The organism is Fictibacillus sp. Mic-4 (assembly GCF_049843615.1).
Lineage (GTDB): Bacteria > Bacillota > Bacilli > Bacillales > Fictibacillaceae > Fictibacillus_A > Fictibacillus_A gelatini.
The window spans coordinates 35,537-55,223 of the sequence record NZ_JBBHZM010000015.1 but is presented as its reverse complement, the minus strand read 5'-3'; the positions used below and the strand labels follow the sequence as shown (position 1 = coordinate 55,223).

At 44.0% G+C, this 19,687-nt stretch carries 18 protein-coding genes; 13 read left to right on the top strand and 5 right to left on the bottom strand.

What is annotated here, in order from left to right; all coding sequences use genetic code 11:
* Positions 1–52 precede the first annotated feature (52 nt).
* From WD019_RS11530 to WD019_RS11505, 6 genes are all read left to right on the top strand, one after another.
* The gene (locus WD019_RS11530; RefSeq protein ID WP_425711577.1) at positions 53–1,894 is read left to right on the top strand and encodes a sigma-54-dependent Fis family transcriptional regulator; all 1,842 of its coding nucleotides are present in this window, start codon (positions 53–55) and stop codon (positions 1,892–1,894) included.
* Between the two features lie 202 nt (positions 1,895–2,096).
* Positions 2,097–3,092, top strand: a complete 996-nt coding sequence (locus WD019_RS11525) for a thiamine pyrophosphate-dependent dehydrogenase E1 component subunit alpha (protein WP_425711576.1) — start codon at positions 2,097–2,099, stop codon at positions 3,090–3,092.
* A gap of 15 nt (positions 3,093–3,107) precedes the next feature.
* Positions 3,108–4,142, top strand: a complete 1,035-nt coding sequence (locus tag WD019_RS11520; protein WP_026677980.1) for an alpha-ketoacid dehydrogenase subunit beta — start codon at positions 3,108–3,110, stop codon at positions 4,140–4,142.
* A 55-nt stretch (positions 4,143–4,197) separates the two neighbouring features.
* Entirely contained in the window at positions 4,198–5,445 is a 1,248-nt protein-coding gene (locus WD019_RS11515; protein ID WP_425711575.1) for a dihydrolipoamide acetyltransferase family protein, read from the top strand.
* A 189-nt stretch (positions 5,446–5,634) separates the two neighbouring features.
* Positions 5,635–5,889, top strand: coding sequence for a GlsB/YeaQ/YmgE family stress response membrane protein (locus WD019_RS11510; protein WP_026677978.1), 255 nt, complete (start codon positions 5,635–5,637; stop codon positions 5,887–5,889).
* A 221-nt stretch (positions 5,890–6,110) separates the two neighbouring features.
* Complete coding sequence (locus tag WD019_RS11505; RefSeq protein WP_425711574.1) at positions 6,111–6,959, top strand: VOC family protein; 849 nt, start codon at positions 6,111–6,113, stop codon at positions 6,957–6,959.
* A 170-nt stretch (positions 6,960–7,129) separates the two neighbouring features.
* On the opposite strand, the gene WD019_RS11500 is transcribed toward WD019_RS11505, so the two are convergent.
* Both WD019_RS11500 and WD019_RS11495 read right to left on the bottom strand, forming a co-directional pair.
* A complete protein-coding gene (locus tag WD019_RS11500) occupies positions 7,130–7,816 on the bottom strand; it encodes a DUF2642 domain-containing protein (RefSeq protein WP_425711573.1) in 687 nt (228 codons plus the stop codon).
* Between the two features lie 257 nt (positions 7,817–8,073).
* Positions 8,074–9,429 carry an arsenic transporter gene (locus WD019_RS11495; protein ID WP_425711572.1) on the bottom strand — a complete coding sequence of 452 codons (1,356 nt, stop codon included), beginning with the start codon at positions 9,427–9,429 and terminating at the stop codon, positions 8,074–8,076.
* Positions 9,430–9,768: 339 nt separating this feature from the next.
* Between WD019_RS11495 and purU the strand changes: the two genes are divergently transcribed.
* From purU to WD019_RS11475, 4 genes are all read left to right on the top strand, one after another.
* On the top strand, positions 9,769–10,620 hold the full coding sequence (purU, locus tag WD019_RS11490; protein ID WP_425711571.1) for a formyltetrahydrofolate deformylase: 852 nt from the start codon (positions 9,769–9,771) through the stop codon (positions 10,618–10,620).
* A 100-nt stretch (positions 10,621–10,720) separates the two neighbouring features.
* Positions 10,721–10,870, top strand: a complete 150-nt coding sequence (locus tag WD019_RS11485; RefSeq protein ID WP_425711570.1) for a hypothetical protein — start codon at positions 10,721–10,723, stop codon at positions 10,868–10,870.
* Positions 10,871–10,964: 94 nt separating this feature from the next.
* Positions 10,965–12,518, top strand: coding sequence for a PucR family transcriptional regulator (locus tag WD019_RS11480; RefSeq protein ID WP_425711569.1), 1,554 nt, complete (start codon positions 10,965–10,967; stop codon positions 12,516–12,518).
* A gap of 399 nt (positions 12,519–12,917) precedes the next feature.
* Complete coding sequence (locus WD019_RS11475) at positions 12,918–14,177, top strand: M20 family metallo-hydrolase (protein WP_425711603.1); 1,260 nt, start codon at positions 12,918–12,920, stop codon at positions 14,175–14,177.
* A 52-nt stretch (positions 14,178–14,229) separates the two neighbouring features.
* Here the strand turns inward: WD019_RS11475 and WD019_RS11470 are convergent, their stop codons facing one another.
* From WD019_RS11470 to WD019_RS11460, 3 genes are read right to left on the bottom strand one after another with little or no spacing between them, the layout of a single operon-like run.
* Positions 14,230–14,400, bottom strand: coding sequence for a Fur-regulated basic protein FbpA (locus WD019_RS11470; RefSeq protein WP_081412657.1), 171 nt, complete (start codon positions 14,398–14,400; stop codon positions 14,230–14,232).
* A 43-nt stretch (positions 14,401–14,443) separates the two neighbouring features.
* A complete protein-coding gene (locus WD019_RS11465; protein WP_026677973.1) occupies positions 14,444–15,136 on the bottom strand; it encodes an LrgB family protein in 693 nt (230 codons plus the stop codon).
* The gene (locus WD019_RS11460) at positions 15,133–15,495 is read right to left on the bottom strand and encodes a CidA/LrgA family protein (RefSeq protein WP_026677972.1); all 363 of its coding nucleotides are present in this window, start codon (positions 15,493–15,495) and stop codon (positions 15,133–15,135) included. Before WD019_RS11460 ends, WD019_RS11465 begins: the two co-directional genes overlap by 4 nt.
* Positions 15,496–15,994: 499 nt before the next feature.
* Between WD019_RS11460 and WD019_RS11455 the strand changes: the two genes are divergently transcribed.
* From WD019_RS11455 to preA, 3 genes are all read left to right on the top strand, one after another.
* Positions 15,995–16,885: a nitrilase-related carbon-nitrogen hydrolase gene (locus WD019_RS11455; protein ID WP_026677971.1), complete on the top strand. Its 891-nt coding sequence runs from the start codon at positions 15,995–15,997 to the stop codon at positions 16,883–16,885.
* 119 nt (positions 16,886–17,004) lie between these two features.
* The gene (locus WD019_RS11450; RefSeq protein ID WP_425711568.1) at positions 17,005–18,378 is read left to right on the top strand and encodes an NAD(P)-dependent oxidoreductase; all 1,374 of its coding nucleotides are present in this window, start codon (positions 17,005–17,007) and stop codon (positions 18,376–18,378) included.
* Between the two features lie 29 nt (positions 18,379–18,407).
* Positions 18,408–19,679 (top strand): NAD-dependent dihydropyrimidine dehydrogenase subunit PreA, encoded by a 1,272-nt coding sequence (preA, locus tag WD019_RS11445; protein ID WP_425711567.1) that lies wholly within the window; start codon positions 18,408–18,410, stop codon positions 19,677–19,679.
* Positions 19,680–19,687 lie beyond the last annotated feature (8 nt).

Here is a 19,687-nt window from a genome sequence, read left to right as displayed (position 1 = left end):
CTTCATAGAATACATTCACAGAGTTCTATAAACCTTTGTCGAGGTGAAGGAAATGGATATTGCAAGCCCATTGAGGAAAGAGGTCTGGAAACGTTTTGTCCGGGAAGGCTCGCTTGATGAATCGAGAATCAATAAGAGAATTGCAGAGTCCTGGCACCTTTGCCGTCATGCTGGAGTAAACCCTTATAATGGAAAAGGTGAAAAGATTCTTTCGAAAGAATCATTATTGAAAAGAAAAACAGAGAATCAAAAGCTTCTGAAAGCAGCCCTTCCATTCATAAAAAAATTAGAAACGTTCTTTAACGGAACAAAATCAATGTTTCTGCTTGTCGACCCCGAAGGATATGTGCTATATGCCAACGGCCATGAACAAGCGGTAAAATTAGCGGAATCGATCAATTTCCACGAAGGCGTCAAATGGACCGAAGATGAGGTGGGCACTAATGCCATCGGCACGGCGTTACGAATAAAAGAGCCGATCACGGTAATGGGAACGGAGCACTTTTCGATTGCATCCCAACAGTGGGTTTGTTCCTCAGCCCCCATTCTTGTTGAAGAAGGACTGGCCGGCGTCCTTGATGTGTCCTATCCAATCGATCACTACATTCACGAACATATCCTCGCAATGGTCGTCGCTGCTTCCTATGCAATCGAGCAGCAACTGCAAAGACAAGCGAAAGAAGACGAACTCGAATTGTTAGAGCAAATACCGAATGTCGCAAACCTTCATGTTCCGATCCTCTTCTGCAACCCAAAAGAACAAGTGGTCTGGATGAACCGTTGCCTTCATGAAACCTTTTCTCTTTGGCACGGGTTACAATTGCGGGATATCGCGTTATATGGCTATCACATTCAAGAAAGGATTCCCGTCTACTCCAGCGCTCATCACGAATTGATCGGCTATCGCATCCATTTGGAAAACAACCATCCGACAACAAAAAGCTGGAATTTCTCTTCCTCGTTCCATTTTGACGGCGTAAGAGGAACAAGTAAAGAGTTTGAAAGGGTCTTGAAAAATGCGGAACGGGCCGCAAAAACGGACGCGGCCATCCATATTTGGGGAGAGACCGGGACTGGCAAGGAAGTGATGGCCCGCTCCATTCATCTGAACAGTTCCAGGAAAGAAGGACCTTTCATTGCGGTCAATTGTGGAGCGATTCCAAAAGAATTGATGGCGAGCGAATTGTTCGGCTTTATGCCCGGATCATTTACTGGCGCGAAACGCTCAGGGCATAAAGGGAAATTTGAGCAAGCGAATGGCGGCACGCTTTTCCTTGATGAAATCGGCGAAATTCCCCATGAAATGCAAGTAGCGCTGCTCAGGGTGCTACAAGAAAAGCAAATAGTTCCAATCGGAGGGACGGATCCTGTTCCACTTGATGTGCGAGTTATTACGGCAACGCATCGCGACTTGCGGGAACTGGTTAGAAAGGGCACATTTCGCGAAGACCTTTTTTACAGAATTTTTGTTTACCCGATCCATATCCCCCCGCTACGAGAACGAAAAGAAGATCTTCCTTCCTTTATTCACTATTATTGCGAGAAAAATAATTGGCTGGCAGCATTGCCAAAAGAGGTGATGGACCGGATGATGGAATATGGCTGGCCGGGAAATGTGCGTGAACTCTTCAACTTTATGGAACGGCTCAGGATCCATTATGGCAATGATTTGCCTCGTCATTTTTCCATCGAAGAAATGATTGCGGCTGACCCGATTCAAAATAATGAGGCTTCATCTCTAGCAGAAATGGGTCTTTCTTATCGTGAGCGAATGGAAAAAAAGAGAATGATAGACGCCCTGGAAAAAACGAGAGGGAACGTTTCGCTCGCCGCATCAAAACTACAAATGGCAAGAAGCACGTTTTACAGGAAAATGAAGAAATATCACCTTTAAGGGGGAGTTTTCGGGCAAATGAGAAAAAATGAGACAAATTGGAACGATGTCTCATTTCGTCTCACATTTCAAAGTGAAAAATAAAGCGGATCTTTGAGAAAACGGTTATTGTAACCGTTTTCTTTTTTGGCATGAATTTTGCATTTTCGATGAATGAGAGGGTGCTTTACCCTTAAATTTTATAATGAATGGAGGAGAAAGGATGACGGTGGTTCGATCGGAATTAAAAAGCCTTACGCGCGAAAAAGCGAAATGGATGTACGAGAAAATGTGTGAAATTCGCCGATTTGAAGACAAAGTTCATGACATTTTCAGTAAAGGCGTTCTTCCTGGATTTGTCCACCTTTATGCCGGTGAAGAAGCGGTAGCCGTTGGCATATGCGCTCATTTGAACGGTAAAGATTACATTACGAGCACGCACCGCGGCCACGGGCATTGTATAGCCAAAGGATGCGATCTCGATGGAATGATGGCGGAAATTTACGGAAAGGCTACAGGGTTATGCAAAGGCAAAGGGGGATCGATGCATATTGCCGATGTCGAAAAAGGAATGCTTGGAGCCAATGGCATTGTCGGCGGGGGATTTCCGCTAGCCGTGGGGGCCGCATTAACGGCCAAAATAAAAAAATCCGAAGCGGTAGCTGTTTGTTTTTTTGGCGATGGGGCAAACAACCATGGGACGTTCCATGAAGGGATAAATTTAGCCGCCATCTGGAATCTCCCCGTTATTTTTGTTGCGGAAAACAATGGCTTCGCTGAAGCGACCCCGTTCACATACGCTTCCAGTTGCACCAACATATCCGACAGGGCGGCCGCCTACAACATCCCTGGCGTTGCCGTTGACGGAAAAGACGCAATCGCTGTTTTTGAAGCGGCAGAACATGCCATCGAACGGGCGCGAAACGGAAGAGGCCCCACATTGATTGAATGTAAGACATTTCGGAATTACGGCCATTTTGAAGGAGATGCCCAGACGTATAAGTCCTCGCAAGAAAAAGAAAAGCATCTTAACGACTTGGATGCGATCTCCCGATTTAAAGAGAACATTCTCTCTATGCGGCTATTGTCAGAGCGAGAACTCAATGATATTGAGGAAAAAGTCGAGACGGCTGTCGAGAATGCTGTCGAATTTGCCGAGAAAAGCCCTTATCCAGATGAAAAGGAACTATTGACGGATGTTTATGTCACTTATCAATAATCCGGAGGTATAAAGATGACTAGAAAACTATCGTTTTCCCAGGCTGTTAATGAAGCGATGAAGCTTGCGATGCAACGTGATGAGAATGTCATTTTAATGGGCGAAGATGTGGCAGGAGGCGCCGCCGTCGATCATTTGCAGGATGACGAAGCATGGGGCGGGGTCATGGGGGTCACGAAAGGGCTTGTCCAACAATTTGGAAGGGAGCGGGTCATTGACACTCCGATTGCGGAGGCGGGATATATTGGAGCTTCTGTAACAGCGGCGGCAACCGGACTGCGGCCAATTGCCGAGCTAATGTTCAATGATTTCATTGGCAGCTGTCTTGATGAGGTAATGAACCAGGCGGCAAAGCTTCGCTACATGTTCGGGGGAAAGGCGAAAGTCCCTTTGACCATCCGGACGATGCACGGAGCAGGCTTTCGTGCGGCGGCGCAACATTCACAAAGCTTATATGCCCTTTTCACCCATATTCCCGGGCTGAAAGTCGTCGTCCCGTCAACACCGGCTGACGCCAAGGGGCTTTTACTTTCAGCAGTTTTTGATGACGACCCGGTCATCTTTTTCGAAGATAAAACGCTTTATAACGTAAAAGGGGAAGTGGAGGACGGATTTTATTCGATACCGATCGGAAAAGCGGATGTGAAAAGGAAAGGAACCGATCTCACTATTGTCGCTATAGGAAAACAAGTCCATACGGCGCTTAAAGCAGCTGAAATGCTGACGAAAAAAGGGATCGAAGCGGAAGTGATCGATCCAAGAAGCTTGTCGCCACTTGACGAGGAAACCATATTGACGTCCGTTGCGAAAACGAACAGGCTTATCGTCATTGATGAAGCGACCCCAAGGTGCAGCGCGGCAACCGATATTTCAGCGCTTGTGGCGGATAAGGGATTTGATAATTTAGATGCTCCGATCAAAATGATTACCGGCCCACATTGCCCGGTACCATTTTCCCCCGTTTTAGAAGATCTCTATTTGCCCACGCCTGAAAAAGTCTTGCAAGCGGTTGCTGAAATCATTGGCGATGAAACAATTGTTGCTGTTTGATGGAGATTAGAAAAAAAGTTACTGATTTAAAGATCGAAAGGGGGAGTGTGGCGTCATGCCAACTGAAATCATTATGCCAAAACTCGGAATGAGCATGGAAGAAGGGACGATTGTCGAATGGGTGAAAAAGAAAGGAGAATCGGTAACAAAAGGAGAGACGGTCGTCGTCATCAGTTCCGAAAAAATTGAAAAGGACATTGAAGCCCCGGATGATGGCATATTGCTGGAAATTTCCGCTGAACAAGACGAAACAGTGGAAGTCGGCAAGGCGATCGGCTTTATCGGGCAGATTGGCGAAACAATCGATACGGGGGAAACAAGTCCTGGCGCGCAAGAAACCGCTTCAGCCGTTGAAAGCATACCGAAAATCGAACGAAAGTTGCCTGATCTTCATGTGAAGCCGCGCATTTCGCCCGCAGCCCGGAAACTTGCGAGAGCCTCTGGCATAGATGTTAAGGATATAACAGGCACGGGGCCGCAGGGAAGGGTGACGAGATCTGATATTGAGAGGGCCATAAAAATAAGGGACAGCAAGGAAAGAAATAAAGAAGAAGACAATCAAACTATAAAAAATATAGATCAAGAGAGGCAAGAAACGTGGAAGAATGGAGTTACCATCCATCCTGTAGCGGGGATGAGAAAGGTTATTGCAAAAAGAATGTTTGACAGTCTCAAGGAGAGCGCCCAATTGACGATTCAAATGCGGGCCGATGTTACAGAATTACTTGATTTGCAAAAAAAAATGAGAGCTTCCATGCAAGAAGCCGGGGAACGGGTGAAATTAACCGTAACTGACTTTGTTGCAAGGGCTGCCATTTTGGCACTTCAGAAACATGAGCGCATGAACAGTTTATATAAAGATAATCGAATTTACACATATGAAGGCGTTCATCTCGGAATAGCGGTTGCCATAGACGGAGGACTTGTCGTTCCTGTCGTTATGAACGCTGAGGAATTACCCATTGGCCGACTTTCAGAGAAAATACGCCAACTCAGCGAAAAAGCAAGATCACAAACTTTAAGCAGAGATGAAATGGAGGGATCAACGTTTACGATTACAACATTGGGGGCTTATGGCGTCGAATTCTTTACGCCAGTGTTAAATCCCCCAGAGGTCGGAATTCTTGGAGTCGGGACGATTACGACTGCACCAGCTTACGTCGGCCAAGAATTGAAGCCTTGCCATTCACTGCCCCTTAGTTTGACGTTCGACCATCGTGCAATAGATGGAGCGCCTGCAAGCGAATTTTTATCGACCATTAAGATGTATTTAGAGAACCCATACCGGATGGTTGTTTACTAGACCATGGCAAAAGCCGATTGTTTCGATACGCAATCGGCTTTTAAAATGGAGTCGGCACCTCTCTCTTTGCGAAAGTAATTTTGAGTGGAGCTATAACGGAACTCCTCATGAGTGAATAGACTAAAGAAATAAGAATATAGGGGAACTTCGAGTACCATTTGATCACTTAAAAGAGGGGAGAGGGCACTTATGGAATTGATTTGGATGATTATTGTCGGGGGCATTATTGGTTGGCTCGGGAGCATTCTGATCGGGCGTGATATGCCAGGAGGAATTCTCGGAAATATTATCGCCGGTTTCCTTGGTGCATGGCTCGGCTCAGAAGTCTTAGGGCCAATTGGGCCAGTCATAGAAGGTTTTCACATTGTTCCCGCTTTATTAGGCGCCATCATTATCGTCTTTATCGCAGGGCTGGTTTTAAGAAACTCACGGGGCCGGTTTTAAACGATAGAGATGTAGAGATCATTCTTAGAAAATGATCTCTTTTTTAGTTTGCAGGTGCTTGACAAATTATAATAACAAAAATAAAATAACTTACATAAAGTAACTAACTAACAATAATGTTCGTGTTGGGGAAATTAAATAAATCAGGTGATTGGCGTAAATGATAAGAAAATATCATATAAGGGCCGCCGATTGCCACCAAGTTTAGCAGGAGGAATAGAATGAACTTTCATCGAGCACCAAATACATTTGTGGGGCAAGTTTATTTAAAAGTGGCCAATTTAGAACGGTCACTTGCATTTTATCAAAAAGTAATCGGCTTTAAAGTACTTCAACAAGCGGAAAGAAAAGCTGTGTTGACAACCGACGGCAAAACAGCGCTCTTGACAATTGAACAACCGGAGAATGTAATTCCAAAACAGCCACGCACAACGGGGCTTTATCATTTTGCCCTGCTTTTGCCCGAACGTTCTGATTTAGCCAATGCATTGAACCATTTAATTAATACCGGTTATCCCCTTCAAGGAGCGTCGGACCATCTTGTAAGTGAAGCGATTTATTTGGCTGACCCGGATGGGAACGGGATTGAGATTTACGCGGATCGGCCTTCTTCCAAATGGAACTGGAAAAATAGCGAAGTCATTATGGCGACCGAACCGCTGAATGCGGAAAACCTTCTTTCTGAAGGGATAGGAGAATGGAAAGGGCTTCCTGCCGGCACAATAATGGGTCACATTCATTTGCACGTTTCCGATTTATCGAAAGCGGAAGAATTTTATTGCAAAGCTCTTGGCTTTAACGTCGTAAGCAGATATGGCAGCCATGCGCTCTTTATATCAACCGGGAGTTACCATCATCACATCGGGCTTAATACATGGAACGGGGTTGGGGCTCCCGCGCCATTGGAAAACAGCGTTGGATTGAAATGCTTTAACCTTGTTTACCCCTCTCTAGAGGCAAGGGCAGGTGCAATTGAACGGTTAGAGGCGATAGGAGCTCCTGTAGAAGAGGAAAATGGTAGTTGCCTGACCGAGGATCCTTCAGGAAACCGGATCCGACTGGATATATAAAGAACCGATTTCAACTTTTTGTGTTTGGATATCAGCCACTTTAAGATATTTATCAGCCGCTTTTTGTTAAATATCAGCCACTTTCAAAAATTTATCAGCCAATCTCTAAAAAAATGCCAAAACAAAACAGGAATCGGCGAATTGCCGATTCCGATCTTTTACATAAAAGCTTAAGGCGTATGAAGGGTTTTCAAATGTTGCAAGTTCCAGTAAACGGTTTCTCCTCCCGCGCTGACCAGTTTTATTTTGTTGTTTACTACATCTTTTAGAAGCCCTATTTTCTTTGTATTCTCTCCTAAATCAAAAACAACCAGGTTATTTTGCATCCTTTTGCATTGCTCTTCAAATGTTCGTGATAAAGGGACGGTAGCTGGCCGGACAGGCAGCATTTCATCATTTAATGAATAGGGTGTGTGGTTTTCGCGGTAAGGAATGAGCCATTTTAAATGTTGTAGTGAAATAAACGTCGTTTTATAAATGGGGGAATAAAATACAAAATAATCATTCATGATGTTTGTCACATAACCGTGGATGGATTTATTTCCGGTTACATACACCTGGACAAATTGTCCTTTGGCATTCATTAATATTTTCCTTAAAGAAATAGGAGAGTCTTCAGAATAATCAATCGCTAAATGCTGAAAGTCAACACCGCTTGACGACTCGGCTATTTCATCCGCAACTTGTATTCGTTGTAAATGAATCGATGGCACATATAAAAAGTCTTTTCCGTTGTGGATGACAAAAATGTCGGGGCCGTAGTCCAGCAATTTTCCGATGATGAAGTTTTTCCCTGAGACTTCAATTTCGAGAATCTTTCCTTTTAAGTGCTCATATTCATTTTTGGCATTGCTCATAAATAACCCTCTTTTCAATAATTTTAAAAAACTTACCATTTTCTATTTTCAAAATCACCATATGATTTGTCGTACAATATAATAAAAGTATAAATTGTTTAAAAATCCTCCCGTTTGGGAAATCTTTCAAGAGTCTTTCGTCTTTGGACGAAAGGCTCTTTTTTATTCCGGCAGAATTTTACCATCAAATGAAAAATAGGGCATCGACTCGTCACCATATTTCGTGCAAAGGTTTCATCAAAAAGAAAGTTCTTCTTTTAAGAGAAGACGATTTGGATCCAGTTATACAACAAAAACAATGTGACAAATACGGTTAACGGAATGACAATAAGCGATATGTTCAAATAATCTTTCCATTTCACTTTAATATTGTTTTTTCTTAAGATGAACATCCACATTAACGAGGCAAGCGTCCCGATGGGCAGCAGCAATGACCCGATATCGCTTCCGATAATGCTTGCGAGATACATTGTTTTTAGCGTAATGAGATTCAGGTGCATTTCCGTCAATGTAAGGGTTCCGATCAATAAGGCCGGATGATTATTAAAAAAGTTAGATAAAACGGAGACTAATCCGCCCATGATAAAGCTTGCTTGAAATAATCCCTGCTTGACGATTGGCTCGCATACTTCTAAAAGGAGCGTTGTTAAGCCTGCGTTGTGAAGGCCGTAAATAATAACATACATGGAGAAAGCGAAAATCAAAATGTGCCACGGCGTCTTTTTTACAATATCAATAGGGTTGATTCGTAAGTGGTACCATCTCCACATAAGCAAAACAATTGATCCGAGCACTGCGACAAACTCAATTGGAATGGATAGAAAAGAAGCAACAAAGAGGGAACAGCGCATGATGAAAACAAACAGCAAGATTTTCAACATGAATTTGGTGCGTTGCCGCTTCGTTTCCACTGAAATTTGCCCTTTTAGCGGATGGAAGTTTTTCGTAAAGAATATATGCTCAATGTCAAACGCTGAATTTGGCAGCTTTTTCGGCAGTTTCTTTTTCACCATAACGTACATCAACCAGGACATGAACAACAATCCTAGCGATGCTGGTATGAACATCATTGCCGTATGCATATATAGCGTCATGTGGACGATCTTTAATGCGATTAAGTTAACGATATTGCTTACCCCGATGGGAGCGCTCGAAGCTGTAGCGGTAAGTGCCCCTGTTAAAAGATATGGGATTTGTTGATGCGGCTTTAATTGAAGATTTTTGAGGAGTAAAATTAAAATCGGAGTTGTAATCAAGATGCTGCCATCATTATTAAATAAAAGGGTCATCAAAAAGCAAAGCAACTGGATGTACCAGTATAGACGATAGCCTGAACCTTTTGACATACTTGCCAGCCGCGCTGCCGCCCAGTGGAAAAAACCAAAGCTTTCCAATATAACGGCCATGACGATGGTCGCCATAATCGTGATGGATGCCCCGCCGATTTTACTGATAATGTCCGTAATATCTTTATGTGTTACAAGACCTGTCAGCAATATAATTCCTGCTCCAATGGATGCCGGCCATGCTTCATTTAAACCGCCCGGCCTCCAAAAAATGACTAACATAGTCATCAAAAAAACAACGATTGCTATGCCGACACTGAAAGTCATTTATATTCTCCCTTCATAATCAAATGGAATAGGACATAGAGACATCTAACCCTACATGTCCTATCCCCTATAATTATATTCACCCTTATTTAGAAGGAACTGGATAATCATTTAATTCTTCTAAAATGTATGTTTGTCTCTCAAGGATAATAGTCTAGTATATTTAATCTAAAATGAGATGAATCTATTTGTGATATTAAAGTAGGTTTTACCAATTGCATTTTATTGTTGCTATAACGGGCATACTTGTATATACTGTTTCCATTGGATAAACATATGTTTTTTCCCGGGGAACAATCGAAGGGATTGTATTCCGGCAATGGATAGGAGAGAAAGTTTATGGTAGGAAGGTTATTAGTTTCTTGCAACGATCGTCCCGGCATTGTTGCAGCTGTCTCACAATTTTTGTCCGAGCAAGGAGCGAATATTGTCCACTCGGATCAACATACAACTGATCCAGAAGGCGGCCTTTTTTTTATGCGGATCGAATTTCAGCTTGATGGTCTGGAGAGCAAGATAGAAGCATTGCGGGAACAATTTGCGGAAGTGGCAAACGAGTTTACAATGGATTGGCGAATCACAAGCGCTGATGAAAAGAAGAAGGTGGCGATCTTTGTCTCTAAGGAAGACCACTGCCTGCAAGATTTACTATGGCGCTGGCAGATCGGGGAGATGGCGGCGGACATTAAGATGGTCATCAGCAACCATCCTGATATGGAAACGATTGTCGCTCCTTTTGAAATTCCGTATTATCACGTGCCGACAACGAAAGACAACCGCGAAGAGTCAGCGGTCAAACATCTGGAATTGCTAGAAAAAGCGGACGTTGACACCATTATTCTGGCACGATATATGCAAATTATCCCGAAAAGCATGATTGACCAGTATAAAAATCAAATCATCAATATCCACCATTCTTTTCTTCCGGCATTCGTAGGAGGAAAGCCGTATAACCAGGCGTATGAGCGGGGCGTTAAGATTATTGGCGCAACCGCCCATTATGTAACGGAAGAATTGGATCAAGGTCCGATCATCGAACAAGATGTCGAGCGGGTCGACCACCGCCATGAAATCCAGGACTTAAAGCGGGTCGGACGGGACGTTGAGCGGATGGTGCTCGCCCGGGCGGTACAGTGGCACCTGCATGACAAAGTGCTGGTACATGGAAATAAAACAGTAGTCTTTCGCTAAATAAAATAAAAAATCCGTCCCTGTTTAGTTTGGACGGATTTTTTCTATACTTTTAACATGTTTTGAAAGAAGTCTCCCTTTTCAAAATGTAACAAGAGTGGTGGGTTGTTCACAAAAAGCAGGAAATAACGAAGAGCTTATCGTAACTTCTATTCATCTATCTGATGTTTATAAAATAAGAGAAGAACAGCCGATGAAATACCTTGAAAATCGAAAAAGCGCGCTATATATGGCAAATGAGCTTTTATAAAGAGTCGCGCATAGATTTCGGACAACAAATTATAGTAAAATAAAAGTATTGTAAATTATCATAAAATGAATGACGGGATAGAGGTGCCGGCCGCGTGGTTCTTCATTTGAAATTAACCGTGAACGATTGTCTCAAGAGAAATACGTTTCAAAAAGCGAAAGTGATCGCCGGAAAAAAAGGGTTAAACCGTATTGTCAAATGGGCTCACGTTATGGAAGTCACCCACATCGGAAAACTCTTAAATGGACAAGAACTAATTTTAACAACAGGTGTTGCTTGGAAAGAGAACAAAAAAGACTTTTACACCTTTTTGCAGCAATTGATCGACCATAACGTATCAGCCTTGTGCATTGAATTGGGGACTTATCTTTCTGTGATTCCCGAGGAAATCAAAAGCCTTGCCGACACCCATGATTTTCCCCTTATCGTGTTTTATGAAGAAGTCCGTTTTATTGATATTACGCATGATTTGCACTCTTATATGATGGAGCAGCATTATAAGATGGTGACGGAACTTGAAAGTTATTCGCAAAAATTGAATCAGTTTCTTCTTGGGCCGAACGCGCAAACAAACATTTTACAATTGCTTCATGCAACGCTAGGCATGCAAGTGATCTATAAATGCAACGAAAAATTCCGCTTTGTTCCGGAACTAAGCGAAAGTGAAAAAGAAGAAACGGTCCGGCTCATTCAGGATGTTCCGGCGGATTGCCAGCGAATCATCAAACAGCCCATTCAGGCGTTTGACCACCAATTTGCGGAACTGATCATCGTTTCAAAATCGGCTGATGTCAGTGAATCGGATGCATTGTTTATCGACCGTAGCGCAACGGCTTTAGCAAATGAACTATTGCGGGAGTTATTTGTCGAAGAAAAAAGAAGGGCAAAAGAAACGTGCTGGATTCAAGATTGGCTCGAAGGAAGGCATTCCGATGAAGAAATTAAGCGCTATATTTCGGAAGTGGGGGTCAAGCTAACGAACAGCGGGGGAGCCGTATCTATTTGCCAGCTCGGGGAATTTTCTGATCCAATGCAGTATACATATTTTCAAATTTTGTTCCGATCCATTTTTGAACAGCATGGGTTTTTTCTTTTTACATTCTCCAAACGAAATGAACTCATTTTTTTAATGATTGACCAACGGGAAGAAAAAACATACAAGAAAAGGCTGGAATCGGGGCTTGCGCAAGTGAAAAACAATAAAAAGGTTCCACTTCTTTTTATCGGGGTCGGAAAACGGATAAAGCGGCTGAGCGAATTTCACATCAGTTATCAAACGGCAGGAGAAACCATTCAAGTCCAAAAGAAAATGGGGAAAGACAGAGTGGGGGTTCTTTATGAAGATTTGCATATGTACCGGGTCATTGCGAGGTTGCCTGCAAGCGAGCTTGAGGAAATGATTTCGGATTACTTGCAACCGATTATAGAGAATGATAAAAAAAACAATTCGAACTTAATGGAGACGTTAAAGGCATACCTTGCCTGCAATGGCTCTAAGCAAGAAACCGCGACGAGCTTGTTTATCGTGCGGCAAACTTTATACCACCGAATAAAAAAGCTTGAAGAATTGCTTGGAAAAGATTTTATGGAACCGGAGAAACGACAGGCGTTGGAATTTGCCATAATGGCCTATGAGTACCTTGCCTGAGAAACAACTAAGCGTGGCTGTTGTATGGCCACGCTTAAGCTTTTAACTGTTCTATCTAAATGCATGCACATATTCAAATAAATAAGCTGAAAGATGAAATTTTAAATATAGTAAATATACTTGCAAAAAAATAGAGTAATTAAGCAGGAAAATTCAAGTGGGCTGCCGAAAGTACGTGGTGTAAACCAGATTATCCGCATAAAATGATGTCATGCAAAAATCTCCTCATTGGAATTGAGCTTGTCGCAGTTTTTTTATCCTCGTTATTTATTATCCGGAGCACACACGATTTGGCTGAAAGACCACATAAGTCAGCTTAAAGAACTTCGGCCACCTGATACACCATACCTCATTTATTATCTAGTATTCAGTTAAGATTGGAAAAAAGAAAGGAGAGACATAAAGTTGAACGTTCAGCAACTGCAAATCAATGCGGAACGATTAAAGAAACGCTTTGAAATTATGGGCCAAATTGGGAAAATTGGAGAAACGGGCGTGTGCCGTCCGGCTTTATCAGAGGTTGAAAAAGAAGCGTTTAATGTGGCAAGAGGCTGGATGGAAGAAGCAGGAATGAGTGTCCGAATCGATCATTTCGGCAATTTAATCGGCCGTTATGAAGGAAAGAACCCGGATGCCCCTGTGCTGATGATCGGATCCCATCTTGATTCTCAGCCATATGGCGGCCGCTATGACGGAACCGCTGGCGTGCTCGGCGGAATTGAAGTGGCCGCAACGTTAAAGGAACAGGGAATCATTCCGGAACGTCCAATTGAAGTCGTTTCGTTTTGCGATGAAGAAGGCTGGCGCTTTAACAAAGGCCTTTTCGGATCCAAAGGAATCACGGGGCAGCTTGAAGAAAGCGACTTGCAAAGAAAAGATCAAGAAGGGATAACGAGGGAACAAGCGTTAAGAGATTTTGGCTGCGACCCGGCAAAGTTTTCGGAATCTCAATATGAACAAGGAAGCATTCACTGTTTCCTTGAACTGCATATCGAGCAAGGCCCGGTTCTTGATCGAGCCAATCAACCGGTTGGTGTTGTTTCAGGGATTTCCGGCCCGCTCTGGTGGACGGTCAAGCTGAAAGGATTTGCCGGCCATGCTGGTTCAGTGCCGATGAATATGAGGCAAGACGCGCTTTTAGGTGCGGCGGAGATCATTCTCTTCCTCAATCAAATGGTACAGCAGGATCCCGATACTAAAGCGGTCGGTACGGTCGGGAATATGCAAGTGTTTCCTAACTCAAGAAACATCATTCCGGAAGAAGTCGCCTTTACGGTCGATCTGCGCGACATCGACTTAAGGCGCCGCGATCAATATGAACAGAAACTGCGCCGGGAAATCGAAGCTATTGCCGATAAATATGGTCTGACATTTGAAATTCGAGAAGATACAAACAGCGAACCGCGATATTGTGCTGATTGGATCAAAAAGATTATCCATCAAGAAGGAACGAATATGGGCATAGAGACGCCAGAATTAATGAGCGGCCCATTTCATGATGCGCTCGCCATGTCGTATGCTTGCGATTACGGCATGATCTTTGTCCGCTCAAAAGACGGAATCAGCCACAATCCGGCGGAATTTTCATCGCCGGAAGATCTCGCGCTTGGAACAGAACTTTTGTACAGAACAGCGCTGCAAATCGCTCGAAATAAATAAATGCATAATCGATAAAGGCAGGGGCCAAAAAAGAGCATGCCCCTGACTTATTTTATCGATTCGCTTTATTTGAAGCTTGCAACAATTTATAAAAATGCTCTAGCTCGCTTAATGTCAATTGATATAGATGCTGATCTGATTTTTGATAATGCCCTGAAGAGATTAACTGATGGATGTAATATTGCTTCTTTTTTTCGATTGCATTTCTAAAAAGATTCCCCATAAAGTTCACCCCTTTCGCTATTAAAGCTTACGCAGGGAATTTTTTAGATGATAAAGGCGAAGAGCGGAATAAGAAACGAGATAAGAACAGCGGATGTGGTCATGCCGACGCTTCCGATGGCTCCAGCTTCTTCTCCCCATTGAAAGGCTTTGTTGACTCCAAGAGCCTGTGCGCATGCCCCAAGCGACAAACTTTTGGCAAAATCGCTTTTGATGTTTACCCAGTTAAAAAAGCTCGGACCGAGTATGAGTGAAAAGAGAGCGGATAGCAATACGAAAAGGACCGTTAAAGTTGGTTTTCCTCCAAGCGACTCAGAAACAGACAATGCAACTGGAAGGGTCGCTGATTTTGGCATGAGCGAAGCGATAATATCTGTTTTAATCAGCAAAGCTTTCGTCGTTAACCAGATAAACGCCATTCCTGAGAAACTTCCTATGGCAATGCTGAAGCTGATTTTAAGGGAGTGCTTTTTTAATACGGGCCATTGCAAATAAAGGGGAATAGCCATTGAAACAACTGCCGTTCCTTGAAGAATGGAAAAGATGCTTGTGCCGTTAGAATAAGTTGAATAATCTACTTTCAAAAAAGCGAGCAGCAGCGCAAGAAGGATAGTTGCTGTATATAGAGGATTAAGCCATAACTTTTTCAGCCGATAGAATAGTTGTAAACTGAGTAAATAGCTCGCACCTGTAATAAACGTGCTGAACAATGAATGACCGATCAACGCCATCGTCATTTTCTTCTCCCCTTTGTCAATTTTTCATAGAATTCAGCGGCAAAACCGACCCCGAACAAACTTAGCAAGCAGCTTATTGCTAAAATCAAGATCAGTTTCCAGCCAAGGCCTTCCAGTAAATCCAACCTGAAAAAAACGCCAATGATCGCTGGAATAAATAAAACAGCCATGTGCTTTAAATGGAGATTGGCGGCAGTAGAAACCCAATTTATTTTAACAAGGCCAGTTCGCAGTAAAAATAAAAGAAGGAACATGCCGATAATGCTTCCGGGGAAAGAAAGGCGGAAAAAGCCCGCGATCGAATTTCCGATGAAGAGTGTGGCTAAAAGAACGAAAAACTGAGTAATGGTCCGTAACAATAAGGATCACCGCCTTCATTGATGTGTTCTCTTTGAAGCTTCATCCTCAGTTTAATAAACATACGATCGATCATCTTTATGTTTGTAAGGAAATCTTACATGGAATTTCAGAAATAAAAAAATGATGTCAAAAATGCTGACATAAAGTTCAGAGATTTCTATATTAACAAAATGTCAAATGAAAAAGATGGACGATTTGACAGACTGTATAATGCAAGCCGGTTGGAAAGGTGGTATAGTAGAAATATTCAGATTATTAGTGTGGGGTTTTAGTTCTCGTTCAAGACTTATTATCGTGGAGGTGAAGCCGTTCAACTCTCGATCCTTTATTGCATTTTCCTGCCTATATCATGCTCTTTTTTAATGTAAAAGACGTCTACTCTTGTTTACTCGCACATATCCTTCCTTAGTAAACTACAGTCATTTCGTTTTATTTTTCGTACACTCACCATTCATCCTGCTTTTTCATGCCTAAATCCATATATAAAGGGGAGATTTGATGTCCAGTTGTGTGAGAATTGGTCTTATTCAAGCGTCAAATGATGTAGATGGCAATGAGCCGGTTCATGTCCATAAGGAAAAGGCGATTGAAAAGCACGTAAAGCTTGTCCGCGAAGCGGCTGAAAAAGGGGCGCAAATCATTTGCCTGCAAGAAATTTTTTATGGGCCATATTTTTGCACGGAACAAAATCCAAAGTGGTACGATGCCGCAGAAGAAATTCCAAACGGACCGACGACAAGCCGCTTCCAGGCGCTCGCCCGTGAGCTTGGTGCGGTCATTGTGTTGCCAATCTACGAAAAAGAAGGCATTGCCACATACTACAACACAGCTGCGGTCATTGACGCGGATGGATCCTATCTCGGAAAGTACCGCAAACACCATATCCCGCAAGTTGAAGTAGGAACTGAAGGGCACGGCTTTTGGGAAAAGTATTATTTTAAGCCGGGAAACCTGGGTTATCCGGTGTTTGATACCGCCTTTGCGAAAATCGGAGTCTATATTTGCTATGACCGGCACTTCCCGGAAGGAGCAAGATTGCTTGGCCTGGGTGGCGCCGAGATTGTATTTAACCCGTCGGCAACGGTGGCGGGGCTTTCCGAATATTTATGGAAGCTGGAGCAGCCCGCCCACGCTGTCGCAAACGGTTATTATATTGCTGCTATTAACCGTGTCGGTGTTGAAGCGCCGTGGAATATGGGGGAATTTTACGGTCAGTCATATTTGTGTGACCCGAGGGGGAATTTGGTCGCGATCGGCAGCCGCGACAAGGATGAAGTAATCATCGGTGAAATGGACAAGAATCTCATACGCGAAGTGCGCAACACATGGCAGTTTTTCCGAGACAGGCGTCCGGAAACGTATCAGGAAATACAGGCACTTCTTCCATAGGTTTTTCCATGGGCAAGAATACTTGCACTCCGGGGCATAAGTAGAGTCCGAACCTAAAGGCCTGGACAAAACCAGGTTATCGAATGTTTGTATGAAATGACGACAGGGAGGTCAAAATTGTGGGCACAAAAAAGAGTGCGTTTATCTCTTTAACCGAGCTTGCGCGGAACTTCCAGGAAGTAAAGGCAGGCTTGACGCCAGCTGAAGCAAGGGATGAATCCAACCGCTGCCTTTATTGTTATGACGCGCCATGCATTCAAGCCTGTCCAACCGGGATTAACATTCCATCCTTCATTAAAAAAATCGCTAGCGGAAATTTAAAAGGGTCTGCAAGAACAATTATGGAAGCGAATCCGGTTGGCGCCAGTTGTTCGAGGGTATGTCCGACGGAAGAACTATGCGAAGGAGCCTGTGTTTTAAACCATTCCACAAAGCCGATCAGGATTGGCGACTTGCAGCGGTACGCGACGGACTGGGCGATTAAAAATGAACAGTCACTTTTTAAGCCGGGTGAAAAAAATGGAAGGAGAGTAGCAATAATCGGAAGCGGACCGGCCGGCTTATCAGCCGCAAGAGAGCTTGCGCGATTGGGTTATGAAGTGACGATTTTTGAGGCAAAGGATAAGGCAGGAGGATTAAATACATACGGAATCGTTTCGTTCCGTTTGCCTCAAGAAGTTCCGTTATGGGAAGTGAAGCAAGTTGAACAGCTTGGTGTTGAAATGATTACGAATGTCCGGGTCGGAGCCGATATTGAAGCCCATGAAATAACGGAAAATTTTGATGCGGTCGTTCTGGCAATCGGGATGGGAAAAGTGCCGATGCTCGGCATTGAAGGGGAAGATTTGGCCGGTGTGCATGATGCGATCGAGTTTGTTGAAGCGACAAAGACAGCTGATTTGAAAGAAGGACTTGTCGGAAAGCGTGTAGCCGTAATCGGTGCGGGCAATACAGCCATTGATGCCGCAACGTGTTCAGTCAGGCTTGGTGCAGCGAATGTGAAAATTCTTTACCGCCGAACGCAAGAAGAAATGACAGCCTATGATTTTGAATACGACTTTGCCAAACAGGATGGCGTTGAATTTAGATGGCTGACCGTTCCAAAACGAATCATCGGGGACGAGAAGGGAAACGTCAAACAGCTCGAATGCTGGCGCATGGAATTAGGAGAGCCGGGTGCGGATGGACGCCGCCGTCCGATACCGGTTGAAGGATCGGAATTTATTCTTGAAGTCGATGCGGTGGTCAAAGCGATAGGCCAGACAAGACATCTTGACGTCATCGAAGCGTTCGGGCTTGAACACCACCGGGGCATCGTAAAAGTCAATCTAGAAACTTGCCAGACTTCCAATCCGAAAATCTATGCGGCGGGCGACGTAATTTTTGGAGATGGCCATGGAGAGGCAATGGTCGTGACGGCTGCCCAGCAAGGAAAAGATACGGCGTATGCGATCCATAAGCAACTGACAAAGGCTGGCATCGAAAGCGCTTAACTTAATCTAGTAGTGGGGAGGTTTTACCTTTGGCTGATTTACGAAGCAATCTAGCAGGAATAGAATCACCGAATCCGTTCTGGCTGGCATCGGCTCCGCCGACGAATTCCGGCTATCAAGTCCAGCGCGCTTTTGAAGCCGGATGGGGAGGGGCCGTCTGGAAAACGCTTGGCGAACCGATTATTAATACGACTTCCCGATTTGCCGCTGTTAGTTTTAACGGCCAGAGAGTAGCCGGGTTTAATAACATTGAACTTATTACAGACCGTCCGCTTCACGTGAACTTAAAGGAAATCTATGAAACGAAGAAACGGTTTCCGGATCATGCGATCATTGCCTCGCTTATGGTAGAGCCGAAACGTGAAAAATGGCATGACATTGTCAAGCGGGTCGAAGATGTAGGCGTCGATGGTCTGGAGCTTAACTTTGGCTGTCCGCACGGGATGGCGGAACGGGGAATGGGAGCGGCCTCCGGACAACAGCCGGATTTAGTGGAAGCGCAAACGATGTGGGTAAAAGAAGTAGCAGAAACGCCGGTCATTGTGAAATTAACGCCGAATATTACCGATATCACTGTAACGGCAAGAGCAGCTGTCAGAGGCGGAGCGGATGCGGTTAGCATGATCAATACGATCAACAGTCTTGCAGGCGTAGACATTGATACGTGGAACACGATTCCTCACGTGGCCGGGAAAGGAGCGCACGGCGGATATTGCGGTCCAGCCGTCAAGCCGATTGCGCTGAACATGGTTGCCGAATGTGCCCGCAATCCCGACATTCATGTGCCGATATCAGGGATTGGCGGCATTTCCAATTGGAAGGATACCGTAGAATTTTTGCTGATGGGCGCGACGAACGTCCAGGTCGCTACCGCTGCGATGCACCATGGCTTCAGCATTGTTGAAGACATGATCGACGGCCTCAATTCGTATCTCGATGAAAAAGGCATTTCCTCGGTTCGTGAAATTGTCGGGAAATCTGTTGAAAAATATTCCGATTGGGGAAATCTTGACTTAAACTACCGGGTCGTTGCCCGTATCAACAACGACGTATGCATTAACTGCAATAAATGTCACATTTCTTGTGAAGACGCATCGCATCAGTGCATTGAACGACTAATTGATGCAAACGGAGAGCCGTATTTGCAAGTTCGCGAGGAAGATTGCGTCGGCTGCAACTTATGCTCGATCGTTTGTCCGGTCGATGGAGCGATTGACATGGTCGAACTCCCTTATGAAAAACCGCCGATGACATGGAATGAACGGCAGATGGCGATTAGCCGTTTAACGAATCAATCGTAATCGATACT

Bases quoted from the DNA above. Each gene is read 5' to 3' on its own strand.
- WD019_RS11530 (WP_425711577.1), top strand. From the start codon at position 53: ATGGATATTGCAAGCCCATTGAGGAAAGAGGTCTGGAAACGTTTTGTC.
- WD019_RS11525 (WP_425711576.1), top strand. From the start codon at position 2,097: ATGACGGTGGTTCGATCGGAATTAAAAAGCCTTACGCGCGAAAAAGCG.
- WD019_RS11520 (WP_026677980.1), top strand. From the start codon at position 3,108: ATGACTAGAAAACTATCGTTTTCCCAGGCTGTTAATGAAGCGATGAAG.
- WD019_RS11515 (WP_425711575.1), top strand. From the start codon at position 4,198: ATGCCAACTGAAATCATTATGCCAAAACTCGGAATGAGCATGGAAGAA.
- WD019_RS11510 (WP_026677978.1), top strand. From the start codon at position 5,635: ATGGAATTGATTTGGATGATTATTGTCGGGGGCATTATTGGTTGGCTC.
- WD019_RS11505 (WP_425711574.1), top strand. From the start codon at position 6,111: ATGAACTTTCATCGAGCACCAAATACATTTGTGGGGCAAGTTTATTTA.
- WD019_RS11500 (WP_425711573.1), bottom strand. From the start codon at position 7,816: ATGAGCAATGCCAAAAATGAATATGAGCACTTAAAAGGAAAGATTCTC.
- WD019_RS11495 (WP_425711572.1), bottom strand. From the start codon at position 9,429: ATGACTTTCAGTGTCGGCATAGCAATCGTTGTTTTTTTGATGACTATG.
- purU (WP_425711571.1), top strand. From the start codon at position 9,769: ATGGTAGGAAGGTTATTAGTTTCTTGCAACGATCGTCCCGGCATTGTT.
- WD019_RS11470 (WP_081412657.1), bottom strand. From the start codon at position 14,400: ATGGGGAATCTTTTTAGAAATGCAATCGAAAAAAAGAAGCAATATTAC.
- WD019_RS11465 (WP_026677973.1), bottom strand. From the start codon at position 15,136: ATGACGATGGCGTTGATCGGTCATTCATTGTTCAGCACGTTTATTACA.
- WD019_RS11455 (WP_026677971.1), top strand. From the start codon at position 15,995: ATGTCCAGTTGTGTGAGAATTGGTCTTATTCAAGCGTCAAATGATGTA.